This is a genomic window from Streptomyces sp. BV286 (assembly GCF_019090165.1).
GTDB lineage: Bacteria > Actinomycetota > Actinomycetes > Streptomycetales > Streptomycetaceae > Streptomyces.
In genome coordinates, this window is the sequence record NZ_JAHRIB010000174.1 from 124,221 (window position 1) to 148,780 (window position 24,560).

The window sequence follows — 24,560 nt, forward strand, 5'->3', positions numbered from 1 at the left end:
ATCCTCACAAGTACTTCGATGCACACCTGGGTCACGTATCGATTTGGTGGTGGGGCGAGGAGAGCTGACAGACGCGGCCCGGTCGCGAACAGAGCCGTTGCTGCCGAAGCATGACGATGCAGGCCGCCGGTGGCGGGACCACCGCCAGATGGTCAACGGGGTGCTCTGGCGTGTACTCCGTGGCGTGATCTACCGTCACGGCGTACGCGCCCTGCAGACCGTCTACCGGCGTTTCTCCCAGTGGGAGCAGGATGGTGGGTGGGCGAAACGCCTGGGAGAAGCCCCGGTCCGCGATGACGCGGTAGGCACCGTGGAGTGGAGTGGAGTGGAGTGGACGGGGATCGATCGACTCCACGGTGGTCCGCATCCACCAGCACGCCGACAACGCGCGTAAGAATGGGGACGACGCCGGGGGCGGCTTGGAAGATTCGGCAGCAGTTGCGCTTCGCGAAGCGGTGGGCCGGTCCACCATGCTGCTGCGCGCCCGGCCGTGTGCGCAGCTACGATTTCGGCGCGTCGTTGGTGTGGTAGATCTTGCTGACTATGGTCCAGGTGCCATCGACTTTCAGCAGGTTGAAGTAGTCGGTGAAGCACAGGCCGGAGACATCGTTGGTATCGACACGTGCGTTGGCTGCGGTGCCGGTCACGTTGATGTAGGCGATCACGGCGCGGCCTTCCGGCGAGGGACGGAAATCCGTGTCGATCCCCTGGTAGAGGGCCGTGATCGCGCCGCCGGAGAGCTTGCCGTTCTCGACGCCGAAGATCGTCGCCTCTTCGGCGAACGCGGGCTTCATGATCGAGCTGTCGGCCTTGGCGACGCCCTGGTTGTACTTTTCCAGTACTTCGGTGATGGCAATGTGGTCCGCGACATAGGTCGGTTTCGACATGTTCTGCATCCCGTCTGAGGCTGCGGCGTACTTGCGCCGAGTGGGTTGAGACGTGGGTCTGGTTGCGTCGGCGGCCATGTGGTCGAGACCCGCGCTACGCCTGTCCGGATAGTTGAGCCACCAGCCCATGAGCAGCTGGGTTACCTGCCAGTTCACGGCCGGAGCGCGCCGCAGGGTCCCGGCGTCACGGCGTGGCGAACACTTGGGAGTCGTCGGCGAACGCCTTGAACTCCAGGGCGTTGCCGGCCGGGTCGAGCAGGAACATCGTCCACTGCTCGCCGGTCTCGCCTGCGAAGCGCACGTAGGGCTCGATGACGAAGTCGGTGTCCGCGGCGCGCAGTCGGTCGGCGAGCCGGTGGAAGGCGTCGATGGTCAGGATCAGCCCGAAGTGCGGTACCGGGACGTCGTGGCCGTCGACCGGGTTGTGTACCTGTTCGGTGCGGGCGGGGGCGAGGTGGGTGACGAACTGGTGGCCGTGCAGGTTCCAGTCCACCCAGGTGGCGGCGCTGCGGCCCTGCTCCAGGCCGAGCGTCTCGCCATAGAAGCGGCGGGCGTCGTCCAGGTCGTCGACTGGGACGGCGAGGTGGAAGCGGGGGATGGGGGAGGCGAGACCGGACATGGGCCTGGGGTTCCTTCCGGGCGGCGCGGAGTGCCTGGCGTTTACCAGTTCTGACGGGTGGGGGAGATGATCAGGTCGTTGACGGTGACGTCGGCGGGCTGGTCGAGGGCGTAGACCACGGCGTCGGCGACGCTTTGCGGGCTGATGGCGATGGCGTTGAGTTCCTGGGCCGCCTTTCGGCCGGCGGGGTCGGTGACCTTGTCGGCCCAGCCGGTGTCGATGACGCCGGGGCTGATGGTGGAGGCCTTGATGCCTTCACGGGCGCCGAGTTCCTTGCGCATGGACTCGGTCATGGCCTGCACGAAGAACTTGGTGGAGCTGTAGACACCGGCGCCGTCGCCGACCTGGTGGCCGGCGACCGAGTCCATGTTGAGGATGTGGCCGGACTTCTGGCGCAGCATGACCGGAAGGACGGCGTGGACGCCATTGAGGTAGCCGCGGATGTTCACGTCGATCATCCGGTTCCAGTCCTCGATCGCGCCGTCCTTCCAGAAGGAGAAGAGCATCAGACCGGCGTTGTTGACCAGAACGTCGATTCGGCCGAACCGCTCGACAGCGAGGTCGGCCAGCGCCTGCATGTCCGCGGCGTCGGCGACGTCGGTGAGCCTGGCAACTGCGGTGCCGCCGGTCTTGTTGATGTCGTCGACCAGTTGGTCGAGGTCTTCCTGGCCGCGGGCGGCTGCGACGATCTTGGCGCCGCGGGCAGCGAGGGCCTTGGCGCTGACGGCGCCGATGCCGGAGGAGGCGCCGGTGATGACGACGACCTTGTCCTGAAGGTGGTTCACGGGGATCTCCCAGTGCGGTGGTTCAGCGCGCCTCCCCTGGTGAGGGCGGTGCGGCGGAGGCTGTGAACAGGGTGGAGGGGTCAGCGCTTGCGGCGCTCGACAACGTAGGCGTACTGGTCCGGCCAGGTCGGCTCGGCGTCGAGCGCGAGGGCGGCGTGCTGTGGCCAGTAGGGGTTGCGCAGGAGTTCACGGCCGAGCAGGACGGCGTCGGCCTGCCCGGAGTTGACGATCTCCTCGGCCTGGTGCGGGTCGGTGATGATGCCGACCGCGCCGGTGGGGATGTCGGAGCCCTGGCGGGCCTGGGTGGCGAAGGGCACTTGGTAGCCGGGCCCGGCGACGATCTTCGCGTCGCGGACCATGCCGCCGGTGGAGACGTCCAGGAGGTCGACGCCGTGGACCGTCAATTCCTTGGCGAGGCGGACGGTGTCGTCCCCGGTCCAGCCGTCGCGCTCGTCCTCGGGGTTCTCGGTCAGCCAGTCGGTGGCCGAGGTGCGGAAGAAGACCGGCAGGTCCTCGGGCCACACCGCGCGGACCGCGTCGACGACCTCCAGGGCGAAGCGGATCCGGTTGTCGAAGCTGCCGCCGTAGGCGTCGGTGCGGTGGTTGGAGGCCGGGGAGAGGAAGGAGTTGATCAGGTAGCCGTGGGCTCCGTGCACCTCGACCACCTGGAATCCCGCGGCCAGGGCGCGCCGGGCGGAGTCGGCGAAGTCGCGTACCAGCTGCTGGATCTCCTCCACGGTCAGCTCGTGCGGGACGGCCAGTCCGTCGTAGGCGATCGCGCTGGGCGCCACGGGCTGCCAGCCACCCTCGGCCTCGGTCAGGTAGCGGTCGGACACCCAGGGCTTGTCCACCGATGCCTTGCGCCCGGCGTGCGCGAGCTGGATGGCGGGGACGGCTCCGTGAGCCTTGATGACCTTGGTGATGCGGGCGAAGGCCTCCTGCTGGCGGTCGTTCCACAGGCCCAGGTCCCAGGGGCTGATGCGCCCGTCGGGTCGTACGCCGGTGGCCTCGGCCATGACCAGACCAGCGCCGCCGACGGCACGCGAGGCCAGGTGGGCGAGGTGGAAGTCGGTCGGCGCACCGGTCGCCGTGCCTTCGGGGGCGGCGGAGTACATGCACATCGGGGACATCCACACCCGATTGGGTATCCGAAGGGAACGCAGGGTGAGGGGGGTGAACAGGGAACTCATGCGGGTGGTGCTTCCTTCGTGATCGGTGATCGGTGATCGGTGTCAACGGACGGAGCAGCTGCCGTCCGGGTCAGGCGATGATCGTGTGGAGTCCTGCGAGGGCGGGGGCGTAGGCCGCTTCGAGGACCGCGGTGGCTTCCTGAGCGGTGGTTCCCTCGGCCGGATCGAAGGTGGCGTGCCAGCTGAGGAAGGCGCCGCCGGTGTCGGCGACGGGCTGGACGTGCAGCGTCGAGCGGTAGCCACGGACCGGCAGCGGCGCCTCGACGATCTCGTAACTCAGCTTCCGGTCCGCGTCGTCCAGGCCCACGAGCCGTTCCCGGTAGATGCTGCCGTCCACCCCGGTGAGGACCCGGATCGCGCCGGGGGTGAGCCCGTTGCCGCCGCCCGTGATCTCGCTCGCCCGGATGGCCGGGTGCCAGTCGGGCAGGCCGTTGAACTGCCGGACGACGGCCCATGTCTCGTCTGCGGAGCTGGTGAAGACCGAGCTCCAGTACGCCTGTGCCATCAGGCGGGCAGTCGGGTGTCGATGATGAAGTTGGTCTCGATGAGCTGGCCGGGGAAGAACAGCGACGCGACGCCGATGGTGCTGCTGGTGGGGCGGTGGTCGCCGAAGTAGGCGAGGTTGGCGGCGGCCATCGCGTTGTTGTACTTCGGCAGGTCGACGATGAACTGGGTCTCGGAGACGACCTGGTTGCGGGTGGCGCCGTAGTGGGCGAGGACTTTCTCGAAGTTGGCGAAGACCTGCTCGCTCTGGGCGTCGAAGTCGCCCGGGAACAGGAAGTTGCCCTCGTCGTCGTGGGAGAGCTGGCCCGAGACATAGATCGTGTGCTCGACCTTGATGGCCTGGGCGAAGCCGAACTCGCGCTCGCCGGAGACGCCGTGGCTGTAGGAATCGATCGCAGTCATGGTGGCTTTCCTTTGCTGGTGGGGGGGGAGGAGGGGCGGATGGGGCCGCTGGGCTCAGGCGGCCAGGCGGGCGACCGCGTCCGCTACGGGTGTGTCGCCGGAGGTCAGCTCGACGATGACGCGGCTGAGGGCGGGCTCGTGCAGGGCGGCGTCGAGGAACGCGGCGACATCGTCACGGTGCACGTCGCCGTACTCGACGGCGGATCCCGCGGTCACCCGGCCGCTGCCGGGGGTGTCCAGAAGGGTTCCGGGACGGACGATCAGCCAGTCGAGATCGGTGCGCGCCAGGTAGACGTCCGCACTCTTCTTGACCTTGATGTAGTGCTCGAAGCCCTCACCGCCGTCGCCGCCGCGCAGCGCATCGGGGAAGACGGAAACCAGGACGAACCGGGTCACCCCGGCGGTGGCGGCCGCGTCGGCTGCCTTCTCCAGGCCTTTGCCGTCGATGAGGGTGGTCTTGTCCATGCCGGTCCCGTGGGCACCGGCCGAGAACACCACTGCGTCGTGCCCGGCGAACTTGCCCGCGAGCTCTTCCACAGAGTCGGCGATCAGGTCGCCGGTCACCGGCGTCGCACCGGTCGCGCGGATCGTGTCGGCCTGGTCCGGGCTGCGGTGCATGCCGGTCACCTCGTCACCGCGCTCGGACAGTAGGACGGAAAGCCTCCTGCCGACACCTCCGGCGGCACCGATCTGGAACACCTTCATGGAAATCGCCTCTCTCCTGGCCGGACGGCCGGCCTCCCGGTTGTCCTAATGTTGACATTGCGACAACTCAAGGATGTTAACATTGAGACATGCAGAAGACGCAACTCGTAGACGCGGTGGCCCCCGCCCGCCGTCGCGGACTGGCCGACGAGGTCGCCGACCGGATCCGGGAGGCGATCTTCAGCGGTGCGTACGCCCCCGGGGCACCGCTGCGAGAGGTCGAACTCTCCGGCGTCCTGCAGGTCAGCAGGGGTCCGGTGCGTGAGGCTCTGCGCGTACTGGAGCGCGAGGGGCTCGTGCACTGCGCCTGGCACCGCGGCACCGTGGTCACGACGTTGTCCGCCGAGGATGTCGCCGAACTCGACAGCCTGCGCGGCGCGATCGAGGACCTCGCCGTCCAGCAGGTCATTGCGCACGCCTCGGACACGGACCTCGCGGCCATCGAGAAGGCGGCCGGCGGGATGGACCTCACGACGGACCCGCACGCCATGGTCCGCCTGGACATCGCCTTCCACGACGCCGTCTTCGCCGCCACCGGCCATCAGCGTCTCGCCGCGGCCTGGGAGGCCATCCGCTGCCAGGTCCACCTGTTCCTGCTCACCCGAATCGGCCTCAGCACCGAGGGCTACCTCGGCTGCATCCCCCAGGAGCACCATGCGCTGGCCGCAGCCCTGCGCACCCGGGACCCCCAGGTCGCCCTCCCCCTCTTCGCCGCCCACCGCCGCCACGCGGTGGACGTCGTCACCGGCACGCCGAACTCGGCCTGACGACCCGTCCGTTGGCAAGTCTGGGCTCCGCCCGGCGATGGTGAAGCCTGTCCGTCATCGCATGCGCCCGGAACCGGGGGCATGTGCAACGGCAGCCGGTGGTCGAGGCGCTCGTCCGTGAGCTGACGCGCACTCCAGTCATCAAACCTGGCCACGGCAGGTCAGCGTGGTGAGTTCAGAGAGCTCCCTCAGTTCAGACAAAGGCAGAAAGGGTGACCCGCCGGGTCCAGGAAAACTCGGTAGGACGTCCCGGTCTGCTTCTCGTGTCTGGTCGCACCAAGATTGGTTACTGCCACCTCGGCGGCATCAAGGTCGTCAACGATCACATCGAGGTGCATCTGCTGAGGTCGGTCCTGAGTGGGCCATTCCGGCGGGGTGTAATCAGCCACCCTGTGAAAGGAGATGCACCGGCCGTCGCCGGCGCAAACCGAGGCCCGGTCAGGGGAAACGTCAGTCTCCCAGTCCAACATCGCGCCGTAGAACCTCGCCAGTGCGCCAGGATCCGGACAGTCGATGACGATGAGGGGCAAGCGAGCGATAGCCATGCCGGCCACGCTAACGACGAACAGGGCCGGTGGCCGCCGTCGACCAAGAGCGCGCCCGGAATCCGTCCCACTTCGCTTCCGCGGCTGACCGCGGTGGCCGGGCAGGACGGGGCTGCGTACCGCTTCGGTGAGCATCGGTTCCGGCAAGGTCCACATCACAGCACATGCCATCCACCCCGGCCGCGCGCCACCTGAATGCCCCTGCGCGCACCCCGTCGCCGATGGGGCCACACCCCGATCATGACCCCGACCAGCGGGACGGCGAAGGGGGTGGCGTCGTCCTCGGCGACGACGTCGATGACGGCCAGCACCGGGTCTGCCGCATGCGCTGGATTGAACGGCCCCATACCGGCATCTACGCCGCGGCCCCTGGCGGTGCTGCAGTGCAGGCGGGGTTCTCCCGACCGGTGTTCTGTGCCGGCACGTCACCAGAGCAGCGCGGAGCCGGATCGTACGCACGGAGTCCACAGAGCCTTGGTTCTGCGTGGACTGTCCACGGAAAGCGTTGATCAGCCTCTCGGTTGGAGCGACGATCACCGTCAGTTGGATCTGCGCATCAACCACCCTGAAGGGGACCTCACATGCGGACGAAGAACCGAGTACTCACGCTACTGGCAGCCAGTGCACTCCTTGCCGGCAGTTCTCTCACCCTCGGAGCGACCAACGCGGCAGCTGCCGAATGGACCTTCTCCAAGAGCCCGGTGGATGAAGACGGGGGCTTCACGATCGCCGCCTACACCCCGAGCGGCACCTACGCGGGCGTCATGGTGTGGAACGCCGATCCGGGGTGCTGTGAAATCCCAGGCGACGCGTTCCAGGTGGTGGACCGGCTGTCGGACGGGTGGGGCATGGAGGCCAAGATGATCGTTCCGGTGAGCTCGCGCAAGGCGACCACGCGCGGGCACGAGGCCACCTACTACAGTCCCTGGAGCACCGGCGATCTGACAGAGGGCGCCAGAGTCGCCATCCAACTCTGCGCGGTCAAGGGCACGTCCTCACACTGCAGCATCGCGTACACCGGCCACGCGTAACCACGCACCGGCGGCAGGCGCAGTCCAACAGCCGGACCGATTCCCACAGGTCCTCCGTACCAAACGCCCGGAATCGGGCACGACAGGATCCCTCAAGTCCTTCTCAGGACTACGTGCTTGCCCCATGCCGGAAAGCTGGCACCACTACTCCTGAACTGAATAAATGCCTCATTTGGTTCAGTCAGCACGCCTCGACGGCCTGGGTGACGAAGACGCGCCTGGAAAGAACGAGCTCGACGTCGTTCCGGACGATGCGCCAACCCAGATCGAACAGCCCCGCGTGCGGCGCCGCCGTCAGGCTGCGGTACCGAGGCCGCCGCGCTGCGCCGGGCCCGCGCCGAACGCGCTGGGGCAACCGTGTCCTCGACACCCCCTCGGCAGGCGGCGAGGCGGGCCGAAAGAGCCGACGAGATGTCACCGGCCTCCGGGGTGTAGTCCCAGCCAGCCCGGGGACGGTGCTCCGGTGACCTCGCCGACGTAGAGGGTCAGCTGCTGTCGGAAGCGTTCGACGAGGGCGCGGTCGGCCATGAACGCTTCGAAGCCGCTCACGTTGGCGTTGGGGTAGTCCCAGATGGGGCGGTAGCCGGCGTGGGGGGCGACGTCGGTGCGGACGGACCACATGTAGAAGTCGGACTGGGTCTGCTTGTCGAGCCACCAGTTCAGGTACAGCTTGGCGGCGGCCGGGTGCTTGGCGTCCTTGAAGATGGCGGCGCGCTGTGCCCAGGCCATGAAGGGGTCGTTCTTCGGCAGGACGAAGCGGGTCTTGACCCCGTCGGCCGGGGTCAGCATGCCGTCGGTGCCGAGGGCGACGGCCGCGGTGCCGGCCTCGACCCGGTCGGCGGGTTCCTGGGTGCCGCGTACCCAGGCGATGTCCTGGGCGACGAAGCGGCGCAGCCAGTCCCAGCCGTACTTGTCGACGATGACCTTGTAGAGGTAGAGGACGGCGTCGTCGTCGTTCGGGAACGTCGAGACGATCTTCCCCTTCCAGCGGGGGGCGAGGAGGTCCCGGGCGGAGGTGGGCGCGGTGGCCCCGGCCTTGTCGACGTTGTAGATCGTGGAGAACGCGTCGACGAAGATGCCGGTCCAGGCGCCGTCGGCGTCCTTGAAGGCGGGGTGTACGCGGGAGAAGCCGGCCGGCTTGTAGCAGCGCAGTACGCCTTCCCGCTTCCAGCGGGGGAAGTCCTGCAGCGTCTGCAGCTGGACGACGTCGGGGACGAGGGTGCCGGTGGTGAGCTGGTTGTCGATACGGGCGTCGTGGAACTTGCTGTAGTCCACGACGATGTCCAGCGTGATGCCGGGGAACGCCTTCTCGAAGGCGGCCTTGTTGCCGTCCTGCTGGGTCGCGGTGTCGCCGCCCGCGTAGACGGTCAGCGCGCCACCTTCCGCCTTCGCCTCGCGGTACAGCTGCTCCAGGCTCTTCGTCTCCTCGCCACGTCCCGTGGCGTGCGCCGTTCCGGCGCCCAGGGCGCCTGCCGCGGCGGTGAGTGAGCCTGCGACGAGTACCTGACGTCGTCCGAGTGACATGGGGGGATGGTCCCTTCGGTGCGGTGCAGTGGGTTCGGCTGCAGGAAAAGTATCTGCAAAGGCAGCTATATTTCAAGCTTCAAGTACAGCAAGTGCTGTGCAAATCTCCCTAAATACTTGCATAGAGGGCCAGAGAATTACTGTATCGTCAGGTTTATGAGTGAGCTTCTCAACGATGAGGCAGTCGTCCTGTACGGCGACATCCTGCGCCTGACCGACGCATTCGGTGGACGGGCCGACCGCACGATCCGCGAGGCCGCCGGACTCGGCGGCTCCGAGTTCGAGGTGCTGCTGCGTCTGGCACGGCATCCGCAACGCCGTACCACCAGCGCCCGCCTCGCCGAGGACCTCTCCTTCACCTCCGGCGGCCTGACCCGGCTGATCGCCCGCATGGAAGAGGCCGGGCTGATCACCCGGCACCCTCACCCCGAGGACCGCAGGGCCTCCCTCCTGGAAGCCACCGAGAAGGGCAACGACCTGCTGGAGCGTGCCCTCGCCGCACACGTCCCGCAGATGACCGCCGACCTGTTGGAACCGCTCACCACCATCGAGCGGTTGATCCTGCGCGAGCTGGTGACCAAGCTGCTCGCCCACTCCACGCGCGGCACGGTCGCCACGCCTGCTGGGCCGTGACCGGCCCTTCGCCGCGAAGACCCCCGGAAGCGGAGCACCTCCGGGAAGACCCTCCTGATCGGCGCCAACGGCATGATCGGCTCCCGCATCACTGTTGGTGTCACCGCAGCGGGGTGGGAGAAGTCCATGGCCGGGCAGGGTCGGACAACGGGTCTCCTCACTCGTGACCGGCCTCAACAACCAGGCACTGCCAAGAGGTCCGTTTCTTCATGCCCACGACCACACCGGCATCTCTGTCCGGACGATCACCCGCGCCGCATGCTTCGAATGAGATCCGGTTCGCCACACCGCACTCAGTTGGCGCAGCTATTCATCGAGTACCTGAGAGGTCGGCACGGCTCTCCTCCGTCGGTTTGTCGGCCGGCTCGTCCGGGGCAGCCAGCACGCACTCCCGGATTTGCAAGTACGGGCGGATCTCCGCGCGGTGCCGGCCCTGGTCCTCAGGCACTTCGCCGTCGCCGGCTACGAACCTGCCCAGCGGAGCACCCGAGGCCGGAAGCCGGCAAGCAGCCGATCACGGTCGGCGTCATGATGCGCACCAGCAAGGGCACACCGGGATTGCGGGCGGCGCGTTCATCGTCCTCCCCCGCACCGTCACGGCGGTCGGCCACATCCAGCTCGCCGCCCTCTCCCTGATCGTCGGCATCGACCGCATCCTCAAGCAGGGCCGCTGCGGTCATCCCTCGCATCTACGTCACCCACCGGCGGCATCCTCCGGGCCCCCGTGCAGCAGGAGGCAGGACGGATGAGGACCCTTCCGTGAGCACGCCCAGCGTCTCCTCCTCGGCCATCCGGCGCGAAGTCCCGCGGCAGGCAACGCGATCATTCAGCTGACGGCCACGACGGGAGGGCTGGGTGGTTCGGTCACCGCCCTCGACGTCGTCTCATCTGACGCCGACCGTCTCGGCAATAGCGTGACCTTGGCGCCACCTCCGCCGCCCACGACACCGGATCCGCTGGGCGGGGCCGCTGGGCAGGGTCGCTGGGCGGGCCGCTTCACGAGGCAGAGACCGCCGATCCATGGATAAACCCTCCTCTCCCGCCCTTGCGGGGGCGCTCCTACGGTCGAGGCCGCGGGCGCTCACCGGCCCGCCGTACCGAAGGAGCAGGACCCTCATGAAGATGACCGGCAACACGATTCTGATCACCGGCGGAACCTCGGGCATCGGCCTCGGTCTGGCCCTGCGTCTGCACGGGGCCGGCAACAAGGTGGTCGTCGCCGGCCGGCGCAAGGAACTCCTCGACGAGATCACGGCCGAGCACCCGGGCATCGATGCGCTCGTCCTCGATGTCGCGGACCCCGACTCGATTGCGCAGGCCCGTGAGACCGTGGCGGCGAGTCACCCGGGGCTGAACGTCCTGGTCAACAACGCTGGCATCATGCTGCGGGAGAACCTCCTCGACCCGGCCGAACTTCCGGTCGCCGAGGACCACGTCACCGTCAACCTGCTCGGCACGATCCGGATGACGTACGCCTTCCTGCCGCTGTTGGTGGGCAAGGACGACGCGGTCGTCATGAACGTCACCTCGGCGCTGGCGTTCGTCCCGTATCAGAGCACCCCGACCTACAGCGCGACCAAGGCCGCGCTGCACTCCTTCTCCGAGAGCCTGCGCATCCAGGTCGGTGGTGCTGGCGCAGGCGTCCAGGTGATCGAGGTGGTCCCGCCGGGCGTGCGCACGACCCTGCTGGGCCAGCAGGACAGCGACCAATCCATGCCGTTGGACGACTTCCTCACCGAGACCCTCGATCTGCTGCGCGAGAACCCCGACGCGAAAGAGCTTGTCGTCGAGCGCGCCAAGTTCATCCGCGACGCGCAGGCCGACGGCTCCTACGACAACGTCCTGGCCATGATCAGCGGCAGCTGACTACCTAGAGGGACCGACGCGGGACAAGAGCACGCGGGCGGGCACGCGGGGTCGCATTACGGGCGTACGCCGCGAGGACCGCCTCGGGGTGGTCACCGAGGATGCGGAACGGTCGGAACGGTAAGGACACGTCCGCGGCTGCACCTCGGTCGTCGGACCGGGGCGAGAGACACGCGAGTGCCCGTCACGCGACGAACATCGCCGTGTCGGGTGGGCCGGGTGGTGAGGTCCGGGGCAGGGGTCCAAGTGTCGGGCGTCGGGCGTCGTCGACGGAACCGTCGTCGCAGGCCGTCTTCCCTGCCGAGGGACTGCGGTGCACCGGCCACAGTCGGCGAATTGCCGGGCGATTCATGCAGGGGCAAGTGATCACCGGATCGTCTCGCCGGGAGCGTTCTGGGCGTCGGCCGTACGGGCGGCTTCGCGGAGGTGGGAGAGGGGGGCTCAGCCATGGATCGGCGGTCCCTGGATAGCGGAGCGGGACGCGGCGAGGATGGGGGCATGGACAAAAGGGAACTGGCGGAATTTCTGCGGCACCGGCGTGAGGCGCTGCGGCCCCGCGACGTCGGGTTGGCCGAGGGGGCGCGTAGGCGTACGCAGGGGCTGCGCCGCGAGGAGGTCGCGCAGCTCGCCGGTATGTCCACGGACTACTACGCCCGGCTGGAACAGCAGCGGGCTCCGCAGCCCTCCGTGCAGATCACCGAAGCGCTGGCCAGAGCGCTGCGGCTGACCCTGGACGAACGCGACCATCTCTTCGTGCTCATCGGGCACAACGCCCCGGCCCGCTTCCACCGCTCCGAGCACGTCAGCCCGACGCTGTTGCGGGTCCTGGACCGCCTGGACGACGCGCCGGCCCTGGTACAGACCGATCTGGTCGACACCCTCGCGATGAATCCTTTGGCCGTCGCGCTGCTCGGCGACCAGACCCGCCACACCGGCCTGGCCCGCAGCGCCTACTACCGCTGGTTCATGGACCCGGCCGAACGTCTGATGGTCCCCGAGGAGAGCCGCGAGCGCCACGGCCGCGCCCAGGCCGCACGTCTGCGGGCCGCGCTCACAGCCGGCAGCGACACCCCGCGAGCCGCCCGGATTCTCGCCGAACTCCAGGAGCACAGCCCTGAGTTCGTCCGCATGTGGGAACTTCAGGAGGTCGCCCGACGCTATGACGACTGCAAGACGATCCTCCATCCCGAACTCGGCCGCATCGACGTCGACGCCCAGCTCCTGTTCACCGAGAACCGCGCCCAGGCTCTGGTGGTCCTGACCACACGCCCCGGCACGGAGAGCCACAGCAAGCTGGAACTGCTCTCCGTCATCGGGCACCAGCAGCTCGCCCCATGACGTCCTGCCGGGGGCCAGGTTCGGCGGGGGAGGAGTCGGACAAGGGCAGCCTGGAGCCCTGTGGTCGGGCCGCCGGTTTGACCGGATGCTGCCTCCGTTTTACTCTCGAATGTGTACGGAGGCAGCATCCGTTTTGATGCGGCCGCAGGATCACGAAAGGCAGGAGGGCGTATGAGCGCCGGTGAGGAGCGGGGACGCAAGCCCCGCGCGGACGTTCAACGCAACCGCGCGGCCCTTCTGGAGACCGCGCAGCGTCACTTCTTGCAGCATGGGGTCGGCACCTCCCTTGAGGCGGTGGCCAAGGAAGCGGGCGTCGGGCCCGCCACCCTGTACCGGCACTTCCCGACCCGGGAGGCGCTGCTGGCGGCTGTGCTGCAGACGCGTTCCGCAGAGCTGGTGGCGCGCCAGACGGACATCGACCAGCTCGGCGACCCGGCCGAGGCGCTGGAGCAGTGGCTGCGGGCGATGGAGGAGTACTTCAGCGCCTTCAGTGGGCTGCCGGACCCACTCATGGCCGCGGCTCGGGCGCAGGAGCCGGACAACCCGCTCACGATTCCCTGCGACATCCTCATCTCCGCCACCGATGAGTACGTTCGAGCCGCGCAGCTCGCGGGGCGCGTGCGCGCGTCGGTGCGGGGGCACGACCTGTTCCTCGCGGCCTGTTCCGTTGCCTGGATCAAGGGCACCGGTACCGAGGAGGAGTCGCTCGACCGGCTCCGCACGCTCATCGCGAGCGGCTACCGCCAGCAGAAAGCCCAGGCGTAAATCGCCAGACACCCCGCTGCGCCCCGCAACACAAGGTGGCACCACCACCCTTCCATTACATCGTGCTGCTCCCAGGGGCAGCAGAGCCTCCTAGGGAACGAATCATGAAAATTACTGTCATAGGCGCTGGCGCCATCGGCGGGAACCTCGCTGCCAAGCTCAGCACGGCCGGTCACGACGTCCAGGTGGCCGACGCCCGCGGCCCCGAGGCCGTCCGGGCGGAGGTGCTGGAGTCCGGGGCCCGCGCGGCCGACCTCTCCGACGCCGTCCAGGGCCGGGACGTCATCGTCCTGTCGATCCCGTTCGGGGTGGCGGGCCGGCTGGCGGACCTGTTCGCGTCGGTGCCCGACGAGACGGTGGTCATCGACACCTCGAACTACTACCCCGGCATGCTCAGCGAGCCGATCGAGGCGGTGGACAACGGCCAGGTGGAGAGCGTGTACACCGCCGAGTTGCTCGGCCGCCCCGTGGTCAAGGCGTGGAACGCAGCCCTGGCCGAAACCCAGCGGACCAAGGGCGTCCCGGCCGGAACGCCCGGCCGCCTCGCCCTCCCCGTCGCCGGCGACTCCCAGGAGGCGCGGCGTGTGGCCATGCAGCTGGTGGACGACACCGGCTTCGACCCCTACGACGCCGGCACACTGGCCGACTCCTGGCGCCAGCAGCCCAACAGCCCCGCCTACTGCACCGAACTGACCCTCGACGAGCTGCCGACGGCCCTGGCCGCGGCCGATCGCGCCAAGGACGTGGCCATCCGCGACAGTCTCCCGGAACGCTTCGCCGCACTCCCGGCCAACCCCACCGTCGACGACGTCGTCGAGATGAACCGCGCCGCCCACCGCTGAGACACCCGACGCGGCACTCGTCCACACAACGACCCGAGAGTGGCAGCGTCGGCAGCCCACGGACTCACACACGAACACCCAGAGCGCACAGTCACCTGCGCTGCAGCCTGCAGTCTCGGCACGCCGCTGCCCGCGAGCATCCGCAAGCCTGCCGGCGCCCGCAGGGCGCATCCTGCACCCAGCCGCTAAGTCGGCTGCCTCCTTGCAGAGCCTGCCGTATGCGCGCCGCGCCGTGGCGGCGACTGCGCACCATGGAGAGGAACCGCCTTGCCCGGCACCGCATCACCCTTCATCGACATCGCCCGCTCCCGCCGCTCGCCCCGGCAGTTCCTGCCCACCGCCCTGTCTCCTGCGGACATCCGCGGCGTGCTGGAAGACGCACAGACAGCGCCCTCGAACAGCAACACCCAGCCGTGGACGGTGCACGTCGTCTCGGGTGCGGCCCGGGACGCCCTGGCCAAAGAGCTGCTCCAGGCCGAGGAGGAGGGACGGACCTCCCCGGATTTCACCGATGGCTACGGCGAGGGCCTGTACCTCGAGCGGTCGCAGGCCTTGGGCGCGAGTGTTTACCGGGCCAGGGGCGTCGAGCGCTCGGACCGGGACGGCAGGAGGGCGGCCGTCCGCGAAAACCTGGAGTTCTACGGCGCTCCCCATGCCGCGTTCCTGTTCATGCCGGCCCTCGGAGACGGGGTACGGACGGCCGGCGACATCGGCATGTACGCGCAGAACTTCCTGCTCTCGTTGGCGGCCCGGGGGCTGGCCGGCATCCCGCAGACGGTCCTCGGCGTCTACGCCGACACCGTCCGCGAGTTCCTGGGTGTCCCCGCGGAGCTCAAGCTGCTGTTCGGGATCTCCTTCGGCATGGCTGACCCGGCGGCACCGGTGAACACGCTCCGCACGGAGCGGGTTCCGCTGCAGCGGAGCGTGGTCCTTCATGACACCCCGGGAGTCCTTGCCAGGCAGTAGTTCCTCCGCCCGCCGGAACCATCCGGCGCCGGGCCCGGGTCGCCACTCGGGTGGTCCGGGCCCGGCACCCGCATCGGTTTCATCGCGGACACCCCGGTCCTGGACGTCGGCCTCGACCACCATGCGCCGCACCACATGAGCGCCCCGCTACTGAACCTGACCGTCCTCGCGCGCGAGACCGAGCGGATCGGCCTGGTCACCACTTCCTCCACCACGTTCACCGAGCCCTACAATCTCGCCCGCCAGTTCAGGGCCCTGGACGTGATCAGCCACGGCCGGGTCAGTTGGAACGCGGTGACGACCTCCGACCTCGCCGCCGCGGCGAGCTTCGGCGCGACGATCCCCCCACCCGGCAGAGGAGGACCAGCCCGCCAGGGGTGTCCCCGGAGTCTGCCGACGTGAGTAGGCCAGCGATGGTGCGGCCCGCGGTGCGGGGGAGTGTGGTGGTGAGGCCGGTGTACTGGAAGCGTCCGGCGGTGTCGTATCTGCCGAGCAGCAGCGACAGTTCGCGGCGTCCCCTGCGGTCGTTTCGCTTGGCCTACGTGGGGTCATGATGCCCAGGGCGCGCAGCGTCGGACGTTGTGGCGGAGGGCTTCGAGTACGTCGGTGCGGGTCACCTGAGTGGGGAGCAGGCGGTTCAGGTGGGAGGGCATGTCTGGCTGGTCGGGCGGCAGGAAGCCGAGTTGGGCTACGTGGGCCATGCCGTGCGTACGAGGTTGCGGTGTGGCGGGATCGGCCAGCAGCGGTCCGCTTGCCGGGCGGCCCGCTTCCTCGAGGAAGTCGATGCAGGCTCGTTCCAGGTCTGCTGCGGTCAGCCGGGCGGGGCCGGCGGTGACCCAGTGGAGACCGGGGGCCGCGGCGTCGCCGCGGATCAGGGCTTCGGTCAGTGCGGTGACGTAGTCGACGAGGGTTTCCATCGGGAGGATGTCGGTCCAGTGGTCGGGCTGGACGGGCAGTCCGCCGGGGCGGGCTTGCAGCATGGTGGTGAACAGGGCGTGGGGGAACTGGTGTCGGGGGGCGGTGGGGGCGCTGCGGGCGGCGAACAGGAGGGCGGTGCGCACGATGGCGACGGGCTGGCTGCATTGGACGGCCAGTTCCTCGGCTCGGCGCTTGGACTGGCCGTACGCGCGCATGGAGCGGGCGGCGAGGTCGTTTCCAGGGACGTCGAAGGCGGCTGAGGCGGAGGAGAGCAGGACCACCGGCACGCGGGCTTCTTCGGCGAGCTCGAGGATCCTGCGGGTGCCGTCGGCGTTGACGCTGTCGAAGGCGGTGTGGTCGCGCGGGGCGAAGTCGGTGAGACCGCCGCAGTGCACGATCACGTCGATACCGGCGGCCAGTTCGCTGCGCTGACTGGTGTTCAGGCCCAAGCCGTCGGCGGTCAGGTCGGCCTGCACGCAGGTGGCGGCACCTTGGGGTCGGCGGCGATGGACAAGTGCAGTGACGTCGTGGCGGACGGTGAGTGCTGGGAGGAGGTTCGCCCCGATCACGCCGGTTGAGCCGGTGAGGAGGATGGTGGGACGGGCTGCGGTCATGGTGGCCTCGGGGCTGTTGAGGGGGTGGCGGGGCAGCCCTGTGTGGGTGCCCCGGGCTGGGATGTCGAGGGCCGAGTCGGTGACTGCGGTCAGTTCACGCGTCGCCAGCGGGAAGGACCTCTACGTGCTGATGCGGGCAGTGGGCGGTGGAAGAGGCGGCGGTCCGCGGCGTACGAATTCCAGTCATGGCCGTGTGTCCGCTTCCCTCATTCCGGAACCGGGCGATAGCGCGTCCGGGTACTCCACCGGGTGGCAGTAGGCGAGGCCGTCGAGGGACTCTCCGGCCGCGAAGCGGGTCAGCAGGTCGCCGGCCTGTTTGGGAAGCTCCAGGTGCATTGCGTGGTCGGCGTCGTGGACCAGCGTGAAGCGGCCGTCTAGACAGGCCGAGGCGATTTCACGGCACAGGTCCGGTGGCGTGAAGAGGTCGTGCTCGCCTGTGGCCACCAGGACGGGCACGGTGATCGCCGGCTGCGGTGACGGTACCTGCTGCAGCAGCCGCAGGGTGTTGTTGCGGTACTTCGCCCGGTCCGCGTCGTCGATGCCGCGGAACATGGAATGCAGGATGCGGCGCACTGCCGACTGGCGGGTCACGCGCGCGCCCGGCCTGGAGCGGAGGATGATGCCGGCGCTGAGTTCGGCGAACTCCTCCATCCGCTCGCCGTCCAAGAGGTCCACGGTGCGCCGCAGGTCCTCCCGGATTTCGTCGGGAACCCACAGGAGCGGTCCCGCCAGGGCGATGCTGCGTACCGCCTGGGGACAGGCCTGGGCATAGCGGTAAGCGATGCCCGAACCGTACGAGGCGCCGAGTACGTGCACCTGCCGGTGTCCTGCCGCCCCCAGCAGGTCGTGCAGGGCGGCCGCGAGGAAGTCCACGCCGTAGGAGGCGGGCAGTGTGTCGGCATCACCCCACCCGGGCAGGTCCACGGTGAACACATGAAATCTTTCGGCCAGTACCGCTTCGAAGCGACCCCATGCCGTCTTGTTCTGGAGTGCCCCGCCGATCAGCACGATGGTCTCCGACGCGGGGTCACGGTGCCGTAGCGTGCGCCCCTCGGACTTGTATCCGCCGTAGCCGGACACGACGAACTCTTCGAAGGCCAAGACGCTCCCCTGCTTTTGCGGGCCCTTTGACGGCCCGGCCTCACCGACCGTGACGTCCACGCCGACAGTGCAACGATCACAGCGGCGTGGCGTCACGCGGATGGCGTACGGAAGCGCCTACCTCGACGTGAGATCGCCGGGCGGGTTCGTCGGTGCGGGCTGCGTTTGCGTGAACGGGCCGCAGCGGTGCTCGCCAGGCTCTGTGACCCTGGAGAACAGTCAGTTCCCGTTTGCCGGCGCGACCTTGGTCGGTTCCGCGGCAGCCGGGGTGTGGAGGGCGAACAGGCGGGTCTTGATGTGGTCGCTGAGCCATAGAGGCGCCGCGCATTGCAGGGCGGCGCCCAGGTGGGCATCGAGGCCGACGGTGTACCTGCGACGCGGGCGCGGGACGCCGAGGGCCTTGGCGATAGTGCGGGCCACTGGCTGCGGGCCGCCGGCCGACCCCTGGATACGGGAGAAGAGGCTTGCGGCACGGTCGTGGACACCGGCGCCGGTGTGGGCCGTGGCGAGGGCGGACAGGTCCTCCTGGGCCCGGTCCCAGAACGGGGTCGCGACGGTGCCGGGCTCGACAAGGATCACCTGCACGCCGTAGCGGCGGGTCTCCATGCGCAGGGTGTGCGTCGCCGCGCTGAGCGCGTGCTTGCTGGCCGCGTACCAGCCGCTCATCGGCGACGGGATCCGTGCGCCGACGGAGGAGACGGTCACGATCCGTCCCCGGCCCCGCCTGCGCATCGCGGGCAGCACCAGTGTGCACATGCGCAGTGTGCCTACGACGTTGACTTCCAGTACCTCGCGGATCCGGTCCTCCGACAGGTCTGTGATCGCTCCCGTCAGGGGGATGCCGGCATTGGCCACCAGCGCGTGGGGGCCACCGCCGGAGAGGTCGGCTGCTCTTGCGACGGCTTCCCGGCAGGACGCCGGGTCGGTGAGGTCCATGACCACTGCGTCCAACGCCAGGCCCTGGGCGCGGGCGGTGTTGACCAGCGCGTCGGCCTTGTCCTTGGAGCGAGCCGTCCCGATAACCTGCCGGCCCTGGCGGGCCAGGAGCAGCGCAGTGGCCAGCCCGATCCCGCTGGTCGCACCCGTCACCAGCACGCTGGCCGGCCAACCGGCGCCGCTCGTCCGCTCATTCACGACTTGTTCGCTCCAGGGATACGCCAGTAGTTGTCCCGCTGTGAACCCAGCTCCGGGCAGTCCCAGGTCCCGGCACGGGCGGCGGCGGACGCGCCTTCGGGGGCAACGACCACACACCCGCCCGGGTCACGCACCCCTAGGTTGTCGTGTGAGGCCGTTCCCGGTTCGGCGGTGTAGATGGTTACCGTCAGGCCGGGCTCGGCAGCTGGCCGGAGGAGGTCGTAGCCCGGGTCGAGCGTGCCCACGACCGGGTGCTGGAATCGCTTGGTGCCGCGGCCGTAGGTGCGCACGTCGTGGCGGGCCCACAGCCACGGAAGATCTCGCGACGGGTGGACAGCTCGCCGACGAGGTCAGTGAGTGTGCGACCGCAGGGGGGGGCCGACCGCCGCGGCCGCCCCGTGACGGGGACCATCTGCCGACAGGCTCAGTCGGATTTCGTCACCGGGCCCTCGGAGTGCTTGTGGCTGGGGTCCAGCCGGAAGTCGGGACACTCGCGGTTTTGACATGCGCCCGGGCCCCACACGGGAACGAACACGCCGAGGGTCTTGTGGCGGTGGGCAGCAGGCGGCACGGACCGCTTGCAGCTCGGACACGTATAGGCTTCCGGTTTACGCTTCATTTTGACCATATTTTTACGATATGCCCGTATCGGCCCGTCGGGAAGGGCCCTGTTTCCTCGCTGCCCCGAGTGCGAGAGGGATGCAGTGTGCCGGCCTGCTGAACCGTTTGAGGGCTGAGGACCATCCGTCACAGGTGGTGAGCCGGACTGCTCAGAGGTCTCGGAAGCGCCTTCCTGTTCGTCGGGCTGCTCCTGGGCGCCTGCCGGAGCGGGCCTTCTGAGGCTGAGTACGACGGAGCCCGCCAGGACACAGACAATGACTGCGAGGCTGACCGGCGAGGGGATTTCCGGGATGCTGGGGCTGATCAACTTGTGGGAGGCCTGGAAGATGAGCTTGACGCCGATGAACGCCAGGATGATCGCGAGGCCCTTGTTGAGGTAGTGGAAGCGGTCCAGGAGGCCGGCGAGCATGAAGTAGAGGGCCCGCAGGCCGAGGATGGCGAACGCGTTGCTGGTGTAGACGATGAAGGCGTCGTCGCTGACCGCGAGGACGGCCGGGACACTGTCGACGGCGAAGACCAGGTCGGCTGCCTCGATCGCGGCGACCACCGCGAGCAGCGGGGTCGCCATCCGTTTGCCGGCCTCTTTGACGAAGAACTTCGCCCCGGCATACTCGTCCCGGACCGGGATGATCTTACGGAGCATCCGTACGGCGAAGCTCTTGCCCGGGTCGAAGCTCTCCTGCTCGTCCTTGAGGAGTTTGTAGGTGCTGTAGAAGAGGACCGCCGCGAAGGCGAACAGCACCGCGGTGAAGCGGCTGACCACGGCGACGCCGAGGGAGAGGAAGATCCCGCGGAAGACAAGCGCGCCGATGACGCCGAAGAACAGCACGCGGTGTTGGTAGGCGCGGGGCACCTTGAAGTACGCGAAGATCACGGCGAAGACGAAGAGGTTGTCCACCGACAGGCTCTTCTCCAGCAGCCAGGCTGTCGTGTACTCGGTGCCGGCCGTCGTGCCGAGAACGAGGAAGACGACCGCGCCGAAGATCAGGGCGAGGCTCACCCACAGGCCGCTCCAGGCGGCTGCCTCCTTGAAGCCGATGACGTGCGCGGTGCGGTGGGCCAGCAGGTCCACCGCCAGCGACACGACCACCGTCGCGGCGAACGCCCCCCACAGCCAGAGTGGGACCTCAAGCACGCCGAACACCTTCACCATGGCCCGCGCGAAATACGCCGGCCCCTATAAGGGAGTGTCCGGCATTGCACCGCCGCGAGCATGCGGAGCGGGTGCGGCCGGAGGGTTCGGAGACGCAGAAGTTCCCGGAGACTGGCGCCTCGGGAGGGTCGCATAGTCCACGCTCACCCCCGCCGCCCGTCCCGTACGCGCGCCGTGGACGGGCCTCAGCATGCGGTGGCGGGGGAGGGGACGGGGGATTCCGGTCCAGAGATCAGAACGGGTGTTCAGTCAAGGGGAGTCAGCTCCTGAGCGGCCCTTCACAGCCGGGTGCCCGGGTCCTCGGCAGTGTCCAGAGCGGGCTCGACCTCGAGCAGCGGCGCACCCTGCGGTGCTTTCTCGCAGTCCGGCGCATGCAGAACGCCCCGGTCTTCCCCACGCCGGGTGCCGACCCCCGCCACCCGGGGATGGCGTGTGAGGGTTTCTTGGCCCAGCGGTGACGTTGACGGTGGGATACCGGGGCAGATGAACCCGGCACGGTCCAGGCGGGTGTCCGGCAGGAGGAGCCAGTGGCCGGTCATGAGGTCTATGCCGCCAGCGCATTGTCGGTGGTGGCCGCGATACTGCTCGCGCGATGGTGCATGGCGGGCCGAACTGGCAGGCCGCGCACTGCTGCCGTATCCCGCCGTGCCTCGCGCTGGACGGTGTTGAGAAAGGCCCGGCGCACGGGGCCCGCCGCGGCTCAATCCGAGCAACGCCTGCCAGCGGACGCGCCAGGCGCTCAGCGGGCGGTGCAGGAGGCCGAAAACCTGGTTCACGGCTACTGGCGTCAGATCGGTCCCCTCTACCTGTCCAAGCACGATCACCGTCAGCACTGAGCCGGTCGGACAGCGTCAGCCGGTATGGGGACAGGTGAGTGTGGGCCGGCGATCCGGTACTGCCGGTGGCCGGACCGCAGACGCGGGACGGCTCGGCCAGCACGATCTGGAGATCGTCAGGGCCGTCGCCCAGGGCTTCGAAGCGCAGCAGGAGCCAGTCGGCAAGCGCATCACCGTCCGCATCGCCCTCCTGGACGACCCCGGAGACCCCGGAGGTGCCATCGCCGGACTCCGACCCCCGTAGACGATGCAGACCACCCCGACTTCGTGCTCCGCGATCCCAGAGCGCTCTCCGGAACCGTCGAAAACGTTGCTCGCTCCCACTGAGAGCCAGGCGTTTCTGCTGCCTGGATACACTGTCTCGTTGGGAGGGGCTGTTCCTCTGCCCGTGCCGGACGGTCGGCAGGCGGCCTGATGTGAAGGAGCCCGAGGGTGGATGACCCACATGTGGTGGGCGGGCCCGACCCGGCGGTGCCCGGGAGGGCCGCGTTGGAGGTGAGCCCGTTGCCCGGCGGTCGTTCTGGGATACGTGCCCGTGGTGAGATCAGCGTCCTCACTCGCCCGTCTTGGGAGCAGGCTCTGTCCGAGCTGGTCCGGCGGCACGCGGGCGTGTCGTACGTCGAGCTGTCGGACGTGGCGTTCGTCGACGTGGCCGGGGTGAGCGCGCTGGCGGTCACCGCCATGAACCTGCCCGACGGGAGGGTTGTGGTCGAGAATCCCCCGCCGCAGCTGCCGCGGGTTCTGGAGATGTTTTGGCCGGGCCTGGACCGGATCGAGGTGGCTCTGTGACGAGCACGGTGACCACCCACGAGGTGTTCGTGCACCCTGCCCTTTTCTACCGCACCGAGCAGGAGTACACGCGGCAGACGGTGACCTTCCTGCGCGAGGGCCTGAGCAACGGCGAGCCGATGGCCGTGGCGGTGCCCGGCCCCAACCTGGAACTGATCAAGGCAGGTCTGGGCGGGAACGCCGAGGGCATCCTGTTCCTGGACATGACCGAGGCCGGCCGCAACCCGGGGCGGATCATCCCCAGGGTGCTGCGCGGATTCGCCGACGCCCACCCGAAGGGGCGTGTGCGGATCATCGGCGAGCCGATCTGGGCCGGGCGCAGCGCGGTGGAGTACCCGGCGTGCGCGCAGCACGAGGCGCTGATCAACGCCGCGTTCGAGGGCCGGGCGGTGACGATCCTGTGCCCCTACGACGAGGTGCGGCTGGACCCGGAGGTGATCGCCGATGCGCGGGTTACGCACCCGACCCTCATCAGCAGGGAGGGGCGTGAGTCGGTCAGCGACGTCTACGACTGGCAGGCGGTCGTCGATCGGTACAACCAGGCGCTTGCGCCTGCACCGGACGCCGCGGCCCTCTCCTACGGCGGGGAGGACCTTCCGGCGGTCCGCCGGTTCGCTCTAGTACTGCAACGGTGCTTGCCGTGACTGCTGGCCAGGTCAGTCGTTGGTGAGGTTATGGGTGGGGACCTTGCTGATGTCAGGTTGTGGGCGAGTGAACTGGACGCTGTGCACGGGCGGTTCGTGCACCGGTTCAGCCGGTCGGAGCCGCGGGATTCGGCGCTCGCATACATGAGGGGATTGGTTGCGCCGCTGGAGCGCAAGAACGGCTGGACGCTGGCGGAGGAGGCCGGGCACGCGGGCCCCGATCGCATCCACCGGTTGCTGAACCGGATCGAGTGGGACGCCGACGAGGTCCTGGACGACGTGCGCGAGTACGTCGTAGAACATCTCGGAGACCGGGATGCCGTCCTGGTCGTCGATGACACCGGCTTCCTCAAGAAGGGCGTCCGTTCGGCCGGCGTGCAAAGGCAGTACTCCGGCACCGCGGGCCGTACCGAGAACTGCCAGGTCGGTGTGTTCCTCGCCTACGCCACTGGGCGCGGGCGCACGCTGATCGACCGCCGCTTGTATCTGCCCACGTCATGGACGGACGACCGGGAGCGGTGCCGACGGGCAGGCATCGACGACAGCGTCGCCTTCGAGACGAAGGTGGCCATGGCCAAGGCGATGGTCCGCCGGGCGATCGCGGAGAAGATTCCGTTCGGGTGGGTGACGGCGGATGCCGCCTATGGCTTCAGCAAGGGCTGGCGCTTCGAGTTGGAGCAGGCGGACGTCTTCCACGTCATGGCCACCACCCGGCACGACACCGTCGTCACCCGCTGGGCCCTCGACCATCCCGTCCATGACTTGTTCCCCGGCCTTGCACGGCAGAAGTGGAAGCGCCGCTCCTGCGGCCAAGGTGCCCATGGACAGCGGATCTACGACTGGGCCCGCGTCGAGGTCCGCCCTTGGCACCGACCCGACCGCCGGCACTGGGTGATCGCCCGCCGCAGCGTCAGCCGCCCGGAGGAGATCTCCTACTACATCGCCTACTGCCCCGCGGAGACCACCCTCGACGACCTGATCCGCATCGCGGGCAGTCGGTGGGCCGTGGAGGAGTGCTTCCAGACCGCGAAGCAGGAATGCGGCCTGGACGACTACCAAGTCCGCCGCTACCCCGGCTGGCACCGCCACATGACCCTGGCCATGGCCGCCCACGCCTGCCTGACCGTCCTGCGGGCCCGCCAGCTGGACACGGACAAAGCAGAAACGGATCCTCCCAGCTCATCCACCTCAGCCTCGCCGAGATCAGACGCCTGATCACCCGCCTCACCGACCGCCGACCCACCCCGGTCGACCACATCCTGCACTGGTCACACTGGCGACGCCGACGCCAGCACCAAGCCCGCACCAGCCACTACAAAAGACGCGGACACAGCCCCTGACAACTGCCCATCAATCAGAACAAGCACCGTTGCAGTACTAG

Annotated in this window: 27 protein-coding genes and 4 pseudogenes; 15 read left to right on the plus strand and 16 right to left on the minus strand. The window is 68.7% G+C overall.

What is annotated here, in order from left to right:
• Window positions 1-49 precede the first annotated feature (49 nt).
• On the plus strand, window positions 50-394 hold the full coding sequence (locus tag KUF83_RS43090; RefSeq protein WP_374106219.1) for a transposase: 345 nt from the start codon (window positions 50-52) through the stop codon (window positions 392-394).
• 106 nt (window positions 395-500) lie between these two features.
• Here the strand turns inward: KUF83_RS43090 and KUF83_RS32460 are convergent, their stop codons facing one another.
• From KUF83_RS32460 to KUF83_RS32490, 7 genes are all read right to left on the minus strand, one after another.
• Window positions 501-1,043 (minus strand): nuclear transport factor 2 family protein, encoded by a 543-nt coding sequence (locus KUF83_RS32460; RefSeq protein WP_308403230.1) that lies wholly within the window; start codon window positions 1,041-1,043, stop codon window positions 501-503.
• Between the two features lie 28 nt (window positions 1,044-1,071).
• On the minus strand, window positions 1,072-1,506 hold the full coding sequence (locus tag KUF83_RS32465; RefSeq protein WP_217458574.1) for a VOC family protein: 435 nt from the start codon (window positions 1,504-1,506) through the stop codon (window positions 1,072-1,074).
• A gap of 41 nt (window positions 1,507-1,547) precedes the next feature.
• The gene (locus tag KUF83_RS32470) at window positions 1,548-2,291 is read right to left on the minus strand and encodes an SDR family oxidoreductase (protein ID WP_217458575.1); all 744 of its coding nucleotides are present in this window, start codon (window positions 2,289-2,291) and stop codon (window positions 1,548-1,550) included.
• A gap of 80 nt (window positions 2,292-2,371) precedes the next feature.
• The gene (locus KUF83_RS32475; RefSeq protein ID WP_217458576.1) at window positions 2,372-3,481 is read right to left on the minus strand and encodes an NADH:flavin oxidoreductase/NADH oxidase; all 1,110 of its coding nucleotides are present in this window, start codon (window positions 3,479-3,481) and stop codon (window positions 2,372-2,374) included.
• 70 nt (window positions 3,482-3,551) lie between these two features.
• Window positions 3,552-3,986: an SRPBCC family protein gene (locus KUF83_RS32480; protein WP_217458577.1), complete on the minus strand. Its 435-nt coding sequence runs from the start codon at window positions 3,984-3,986 to the stop codon at window positions 3,552-3,554.
• Complete coding sequence (locus tag KUF83_RS32485; RefSeq protein ID WP_217458578.1) at window positions 3,986-4,387, minus strand: RidA family protein; 402 nt, start codon at window positions 4,385-4,387, stop codon at window positions 3,986-3,988. Before KUF83_RS32485 ends, KUF83_RS32480 begins: the two co-directional genes overlap by 1 nt.
• 54 nt (window positions 4,388-4,441) lie before the next feature.
• The gene (locus KUF83_RS32490; protein WP_217458579.1) at window positions 4,442-5,092 is read right to left on the minus strand and encodes an NAD(P)H-binding protein; all 651 of its coding nucleotides are present in this window, start codon (window positions 5,090-5,092) and stop codon (window positions 4,442-4,444) included.
• 116 nt (window positions 5,093-5,208) lie between these two features.
• Here KUF83_RS32490 and KUF83_RS32495 point away from each other — a divergent pair, with 116 nt between their 5' ends.
• Window positions 5,209-5,859 (plus strand): GntR family transcriptional regulator, encoded by a 651-nt coding sequence (locus KUF83_RS32495; protein ID WP_217458613.1) that lies wholly within the window; start codon window positions 5,209-5,211, stop codon window positions 5,857-5,859.
• A gap of 188 nt (window positions 5,860-6,047) precedes the next feature.
• Here KUF83_RS32495 and KUF83_RS32500 read toward each other — a convergent pair whose 3' ends face one another.
• Both KUF83_RS32500 and KUF83_RS32505 read right to left on the minus strand, forming a co-directional pair.
• Complete coding sequence (locus KUF83_RS32500; protein WP_217458580.1) at window positions 6,048-6,404, minus strand: VOC family protein; 357 nt, start codon at window positions 6,402-6,404, stop codon at window positions 6,048-6,050.
• Between the two features lie 155 nt (window positions 6,405-6,559).
• Window positions 6,560-6,751 (minus strand): DUF6207 family protein, encoded by a 192-nt coding sequence (locus KUF83_RS32505; RefSeq protein ID WP_217458581.1) that lies wholly within the window; start codon window positions 6,749-6,751, stop codon window positions 6,560-6,562.
• 234 nt (window positions 6,752-6,985) lie between these two features.
• Here KUF83_RS32505 and KUF83_RS32510 point away from each other — a divergent pair, with 234 nt between their 5' ends.
• A complete protein-coding gene (locus KUF83_RS32510; RefSeq protein ID WP_217458582.1) occupies window positions 6,986-7,435 on the plus strand; it encodes a hypothetical protein in 450 nt (149 codons plus the stop codon).
• A gap of 414 nt (window positions 7,436-7,849) precedes the next feature.
• Here the strand turns inward: KUF83_RS32510 and KUF83_RS32515 are convergent, their stop codons facing one another.
• Window positions 7,850-8,959, minus strand: coding sequence for an ABC transporter substrate-binding protein (locus tag KUF83_RS32515; protein ID WP_217458583.1), 1,110 nt, complete (start codon window positions 8,957-8,959; stop codon window positions 7,850-7,852).
• 156 nt (window positions 8,960-9,115) lie between these two features.
• Here KUF83_RS32515 and KUF83_RS32520 point away from each other — a divergent pair, with 156 nt between their 5' ends.
• Window positions 9,116-9,592, plus strand: coding sequence for a MarR family winged helix-turn-helix transcriptional regulator (locus tag KUF83_RS32520; RefSeq protein WP_217458584.1), 477 nt, complete (start codon window positions 9,116-9,118; stop codon window positions 9,590-9,592).
• 440 nt (window positions 9,593-10,032) lie between these two features.
• Here KUF83_RS32520 and KUF83_RS32525 read toward each other — a convergent pair whose 3' ends face one another.
• Complete coding sequence (locus KUF83_RS32525) at window positions 10,033-10,272, minus strand: hypothetical protein (protein WP_217458585.1); 240 nt, start codon at window positions 10,270-10,272, stop codon at window positions 10,033-10,035.
• A 436-nt stretch (window positions 10,273-10,708) separates the two neighbouring features.
• Between KUF83_RS32525 and KUF83_RS32530 the strand changes: the two genes are divergently transcribed.
• The 6 genes from KUF83_RS32530 to KUF83_RS32555 all read left to right on the plus strand — a co-directional run bounded on the left by KUF83_RS32530 (window position 10,709) and on the right by KUF83_RS32555 (window position 15,771).
• Entirely contained in the window at window positions 10,709-11,458 is a 750-nt protein-coding gene (locus tag KUF83_RS32530; protein ID WP_217458586.1) for an SDR family oxidoreductase, read from the plus strand.
• Window positions 11,459-11,956: 498 nt separating this feature from the next.
• Window positions 11,957-12,796 (plus strand): helix-turn-helix transcriptional regulator, encoded by an 840-nt coding sequence (locus KUF83_RS32535; RefSeq protein WP_217458587.1) that lies wholly within the window; start codon window positions 11,957-11,959, stop codon window positions 12,794-12,796.
• 171 nt (window positions 12,797-12,967) lie between these two features.
• Window positions 12,968-13,561 (plus strand): TetR/AcrR family transcriptional regulator, encoded by a 594-nt coding sequence (locus tag KUF83_RS32540; RefSeq protein ID WP_217458588.1) that lies wholly within the window; start codon window positions 12,968-12,970, stop codon window positions 13,559-13,561.
• 104 nt (window positions 13,562-13,665) lie between these two features.
• Window positions 13,666-14,403, plus strand: coding sequence for an NADPH-dependent F420 reductase (locus tag KUF83_RS32545; RefSeq protein ID WP_217458589.1), 738 nt, complete (start codon window positions 13,666-13,668; stop codon window positions 14,401-14,403).
• A 267-nt stretch (window positions 14,404-14,670) separates the two neighbouring features.
• A complete protein-coding gene (locus tag KUF83_RS32550) occupies window positions 14,671-15,369 on the plus strand; it encodes a nitroreductase (protein ID WP_217458590.1) in 699 nt (232 codons plus the stop codon).
• A 135-nt stretch (window positions 15,370-15,504) separates the two neighbouring features.
• Window positions 15,505-15,771 carry an LLM class flavin-dependent oxidoreductase gene (locus KUF83_RS32555; protein ID WP_217458591.1) on the plus strand — a complete coding sequence of 89 codons (267 nt, stop codon included), beginning with the start codon at window positions 15,505-15,507 and terminating at the stop codon, window positions 15,769-15,771.
• Between the two features lie 146 nt (window positions 15,772-15,917).
• Here the strand turns inward: KUF83_RS32555 and KUF83_RS32560 are convergent, their stop codons facing one another.
• The 5 genes and pseudogenes from KUF83_RS32560 to KUF83_RS32580 form a co-directional block, all read right to left on the minus strand.
• The gene (locus tag KUF83_RS32560) at window positions 15,918-16,901 is read right to left on the minus strand and encodes an SDR family oxidoreductase (RefSeq protein ID WP_217458592.1); all 984 of its coding nucleotides are present in this window, start codon (window positions 16,899-16,901) and stop codon (window positions 15,918-15,920) included.
• Between the two features lie 183 nt (window positions 16,902-17,084).
• The gene (locus KUF83_RS32565; RefSeq protein WP_217458593.1) at window positions 17,085-18,002 is read right to left on the minus strand and encodes an alpha/beta fold hydrolase; all 918 of its coding nucleotides are present in this window, start codon (window positions 18,000-18,002) and stop codon (window positions 17,085-17,087) included.
• Window positions 18,003-18,221: 219 nt separating this feature from the next.
• Window positions 18,222-19,136: an SDR family oxidoreductase gene (locus KUF83_RS32570; RefSeq protein ID WP_217458594.1), complete on the minus strand. Its 915-nt coding sequence runs from the start codon at window positions 19,134-19,136 to the stop codon at window positions 18,222-18,224.
• Window positions 19,133-19,450: pseudogene (locus tag KUF83_RS32575) on the minus strand (hypothetical protein); the annotation flags it as partial. The gene KUF83_RS32570 and the pseudogene KUF83_RS32575, both read right to left, overlap by 4 nt.
• 428 nt (window positions 19,451-19,878) lie before the next feature.
• A pseudogene (locus KUF83_RS32580) lies at window positions 19,879-20,892 on the minus strand (TerC family protein); the annotation flags it as partial.
• Window positions 20,893-21,437: 545 nt separating this feature from the next.
• On the opposite strand from KUF83_RS32580, the gene KUF83_RS32585 reads away from it, so the two are divergent.
• The 5 genes and pseudogenes from KUF83_RS32585 (at window position 21,438) to KUF83_RS32605 (ending at window position 24,394) form a co-directional block, all read left to right on the plus strand.
• On the plus strand, window positions 21,438-21,746 hold the full coding sequence (locus KUF83_RS32585) for a hypothetical protein (RefSeq protein WP_217458595.1): 309 nt from the start codon (window positions 21,438-21,440) through the stop codon (window positions 21,744-21,746).
• A gap of 38 nt (window positions 21,747-21,784) precedes the next feature.
• Window positions 21,785-21,990, plus strand: a pseudogene (locus KUF83_RS32590) (ATP-binding protein); the annotation flags it as partial.
• 188 nt (window positions 21,991-22,178) lie between these two features.
• Window positions 22,179-22,535 (plus strand): STAS domain-containing protein, encoded by a 357-nt coding sequence (locus KUF83_RS32595; protein WP_308403232.1) that lies wholly within the window; start codon window positions 22,179-22,181, stop codon window positions 22,533-22,535.
• A pseudogene (locus tag KUF83_RS32600) lies at window positions 22,532-23,155 on the plus strand (anti-sigma factor RsbA family regulatory protein); the annotation flags it as partial. The gene KUF83_RS32595 and the pseudogene KUF83_RS32600, both read left to right, overlap by 4 nt.
• 54 nt (window positions 23,156-23,209) lie before the next feature.
• Window positions 23,210-24,394, plus strand: coding sequence for an IS701 family transposase (locus tag KUF83_RS32605; RefSeq protein ID WP_217458249.1), 1,185 nt, complete (start codon window positions 23,210-23,212; stop codon window positions 24,392-24,394).
• The last annotated feature ends 166 nt before the right edge of the window (window positions 24,395-24,560 follow it).

Bases quoted from the DNA above. Each gene is read 5' to 3' on its own strand.
- KUF83_RS32475 (WP_217458576.1), bottom strand. From the start codon at position 3,481: ATGAGTTCCCTGTTCACCCCCCTCACCCTGCGTTCCCTTCGGATACCC.
- KUF83_RS32465 (WP_217458574.1), bottom strand. From the start codon at position 1,506: ATGTCCGGTCTCGCCTCCCCCATCCCCCGCTTCCACCTCGCCGTCCCA.
- KUF83_RS32540 (WP_217458588.1), top strand. From the start codon at position 12,968: ATGAGCGCCGGTGAGGAGCGGGGACGCAAGCCCCGCGCGGACGTTCAA.
- KUF83_RS32555 (WP_217458591.1), top strand. From the start codon at position 15,505: ATGAGCGCCCCGCTACTGAACCTGACCGTCCTCGCGCGCGAGACCGAG.
- KUF83_RS32605 (WP_217458249.1), top strand. From the start codon at position 23,210: ATGGGTGGGGACCTTGCTGATGTCAGGTTGTGGGCGAGTGAACTGGAC.
- KUF83_RS32525 (WP_217458585.1), bottom strand. From the start codon at position 10,272: ATGACCGCAGCGGCCCTGCTTGAGGATGCGGTCGATGCCGACGATCAG.
- KUF83_RS32490 (WP_217458579.1), bottom strand. From the start codon at position 5,092: ATGAAGGTGTTCCAGATCGGTGCCGCCGGAGGTGTCGGCAGGAGGCTT.
- KUF83_RS32515 (WP_217458583.1), bottom strand. From the start codon at position 8,959: ATGTCACTCGGACGACGTCAGGTACTCGTCGCAGGCTCACTCACCGCC.
- KUF83_RS32530 (WP_217458586.1), top strand. From the start codon at position 10,709: ATGAAGATGACCGGCAACACGATTCTGATCACCGGCGGAACCTCGGGC.
- KUF83_RS32480 (WP_217458577.1), bottom strand. From the start codon at position 3,986: ATGGCACAGGCGTACTGGAGCTCGGTCTTCACCAGCTCCGCAGACGAG.
- KUF83_RS32500 (WP_217458580.1), bottom strand. From the start codon at position 6,404: ATGGCTATCGCTCGCTTGCCCCTCATCGTCATCGACTGTCCGGATCCT.
- KUF83_RS32520 (WP_217458584.1), top strand. From the start codon at position 9,116: ATGAGTGAGCTTCTCAACGATGAGGCAGTCGTCCTGTACGGCGACATC.
- KUF83_RS32535 (WP_217458587.1), top strand. From the start codon at position 11,957: ATGGACAAAAGGGAACTGGCGGAATTTCTGCGGCACCGGCGTGAGGCG.
- KUF83_RS32545 (WP_217458589.1), top strand. From the start codon at position 13,666: ATGAAAATTACTGTCATAGGCGCTGGCGCCATCGGCGGGAACCTCGCT.
- KUF83_RS32485 (WP_217458578.1), bottom strand. From the start codon at position 4,387: ATGACTGCGATCGATTCCTACAGCCACGGCGTCTCCGGCGAGCGCGAG.
- KUF83_RS32505 (WP_217458581.1), bottom strand. From the start codon at position 6,751: ATGGGGCCGTTCAATCCAGCGCATGCGGCAGACCCGGTGCTGGCCGTC.
- KUF83_RS32510 (WP_217458582.1), top strand. From the start codon at position 6,986: ATGCGGACGAAGAACCGAGTACTCACGCTACTGGCAGCCAGTGCACTC.
- KUF83_RS32560 (WP_217458592.1), bottom strand. From the start codon at position 16,901: ATGACCGCAGCCCGTCCCACCATCCTCCTCACCGGCTCAACCGGCGTG.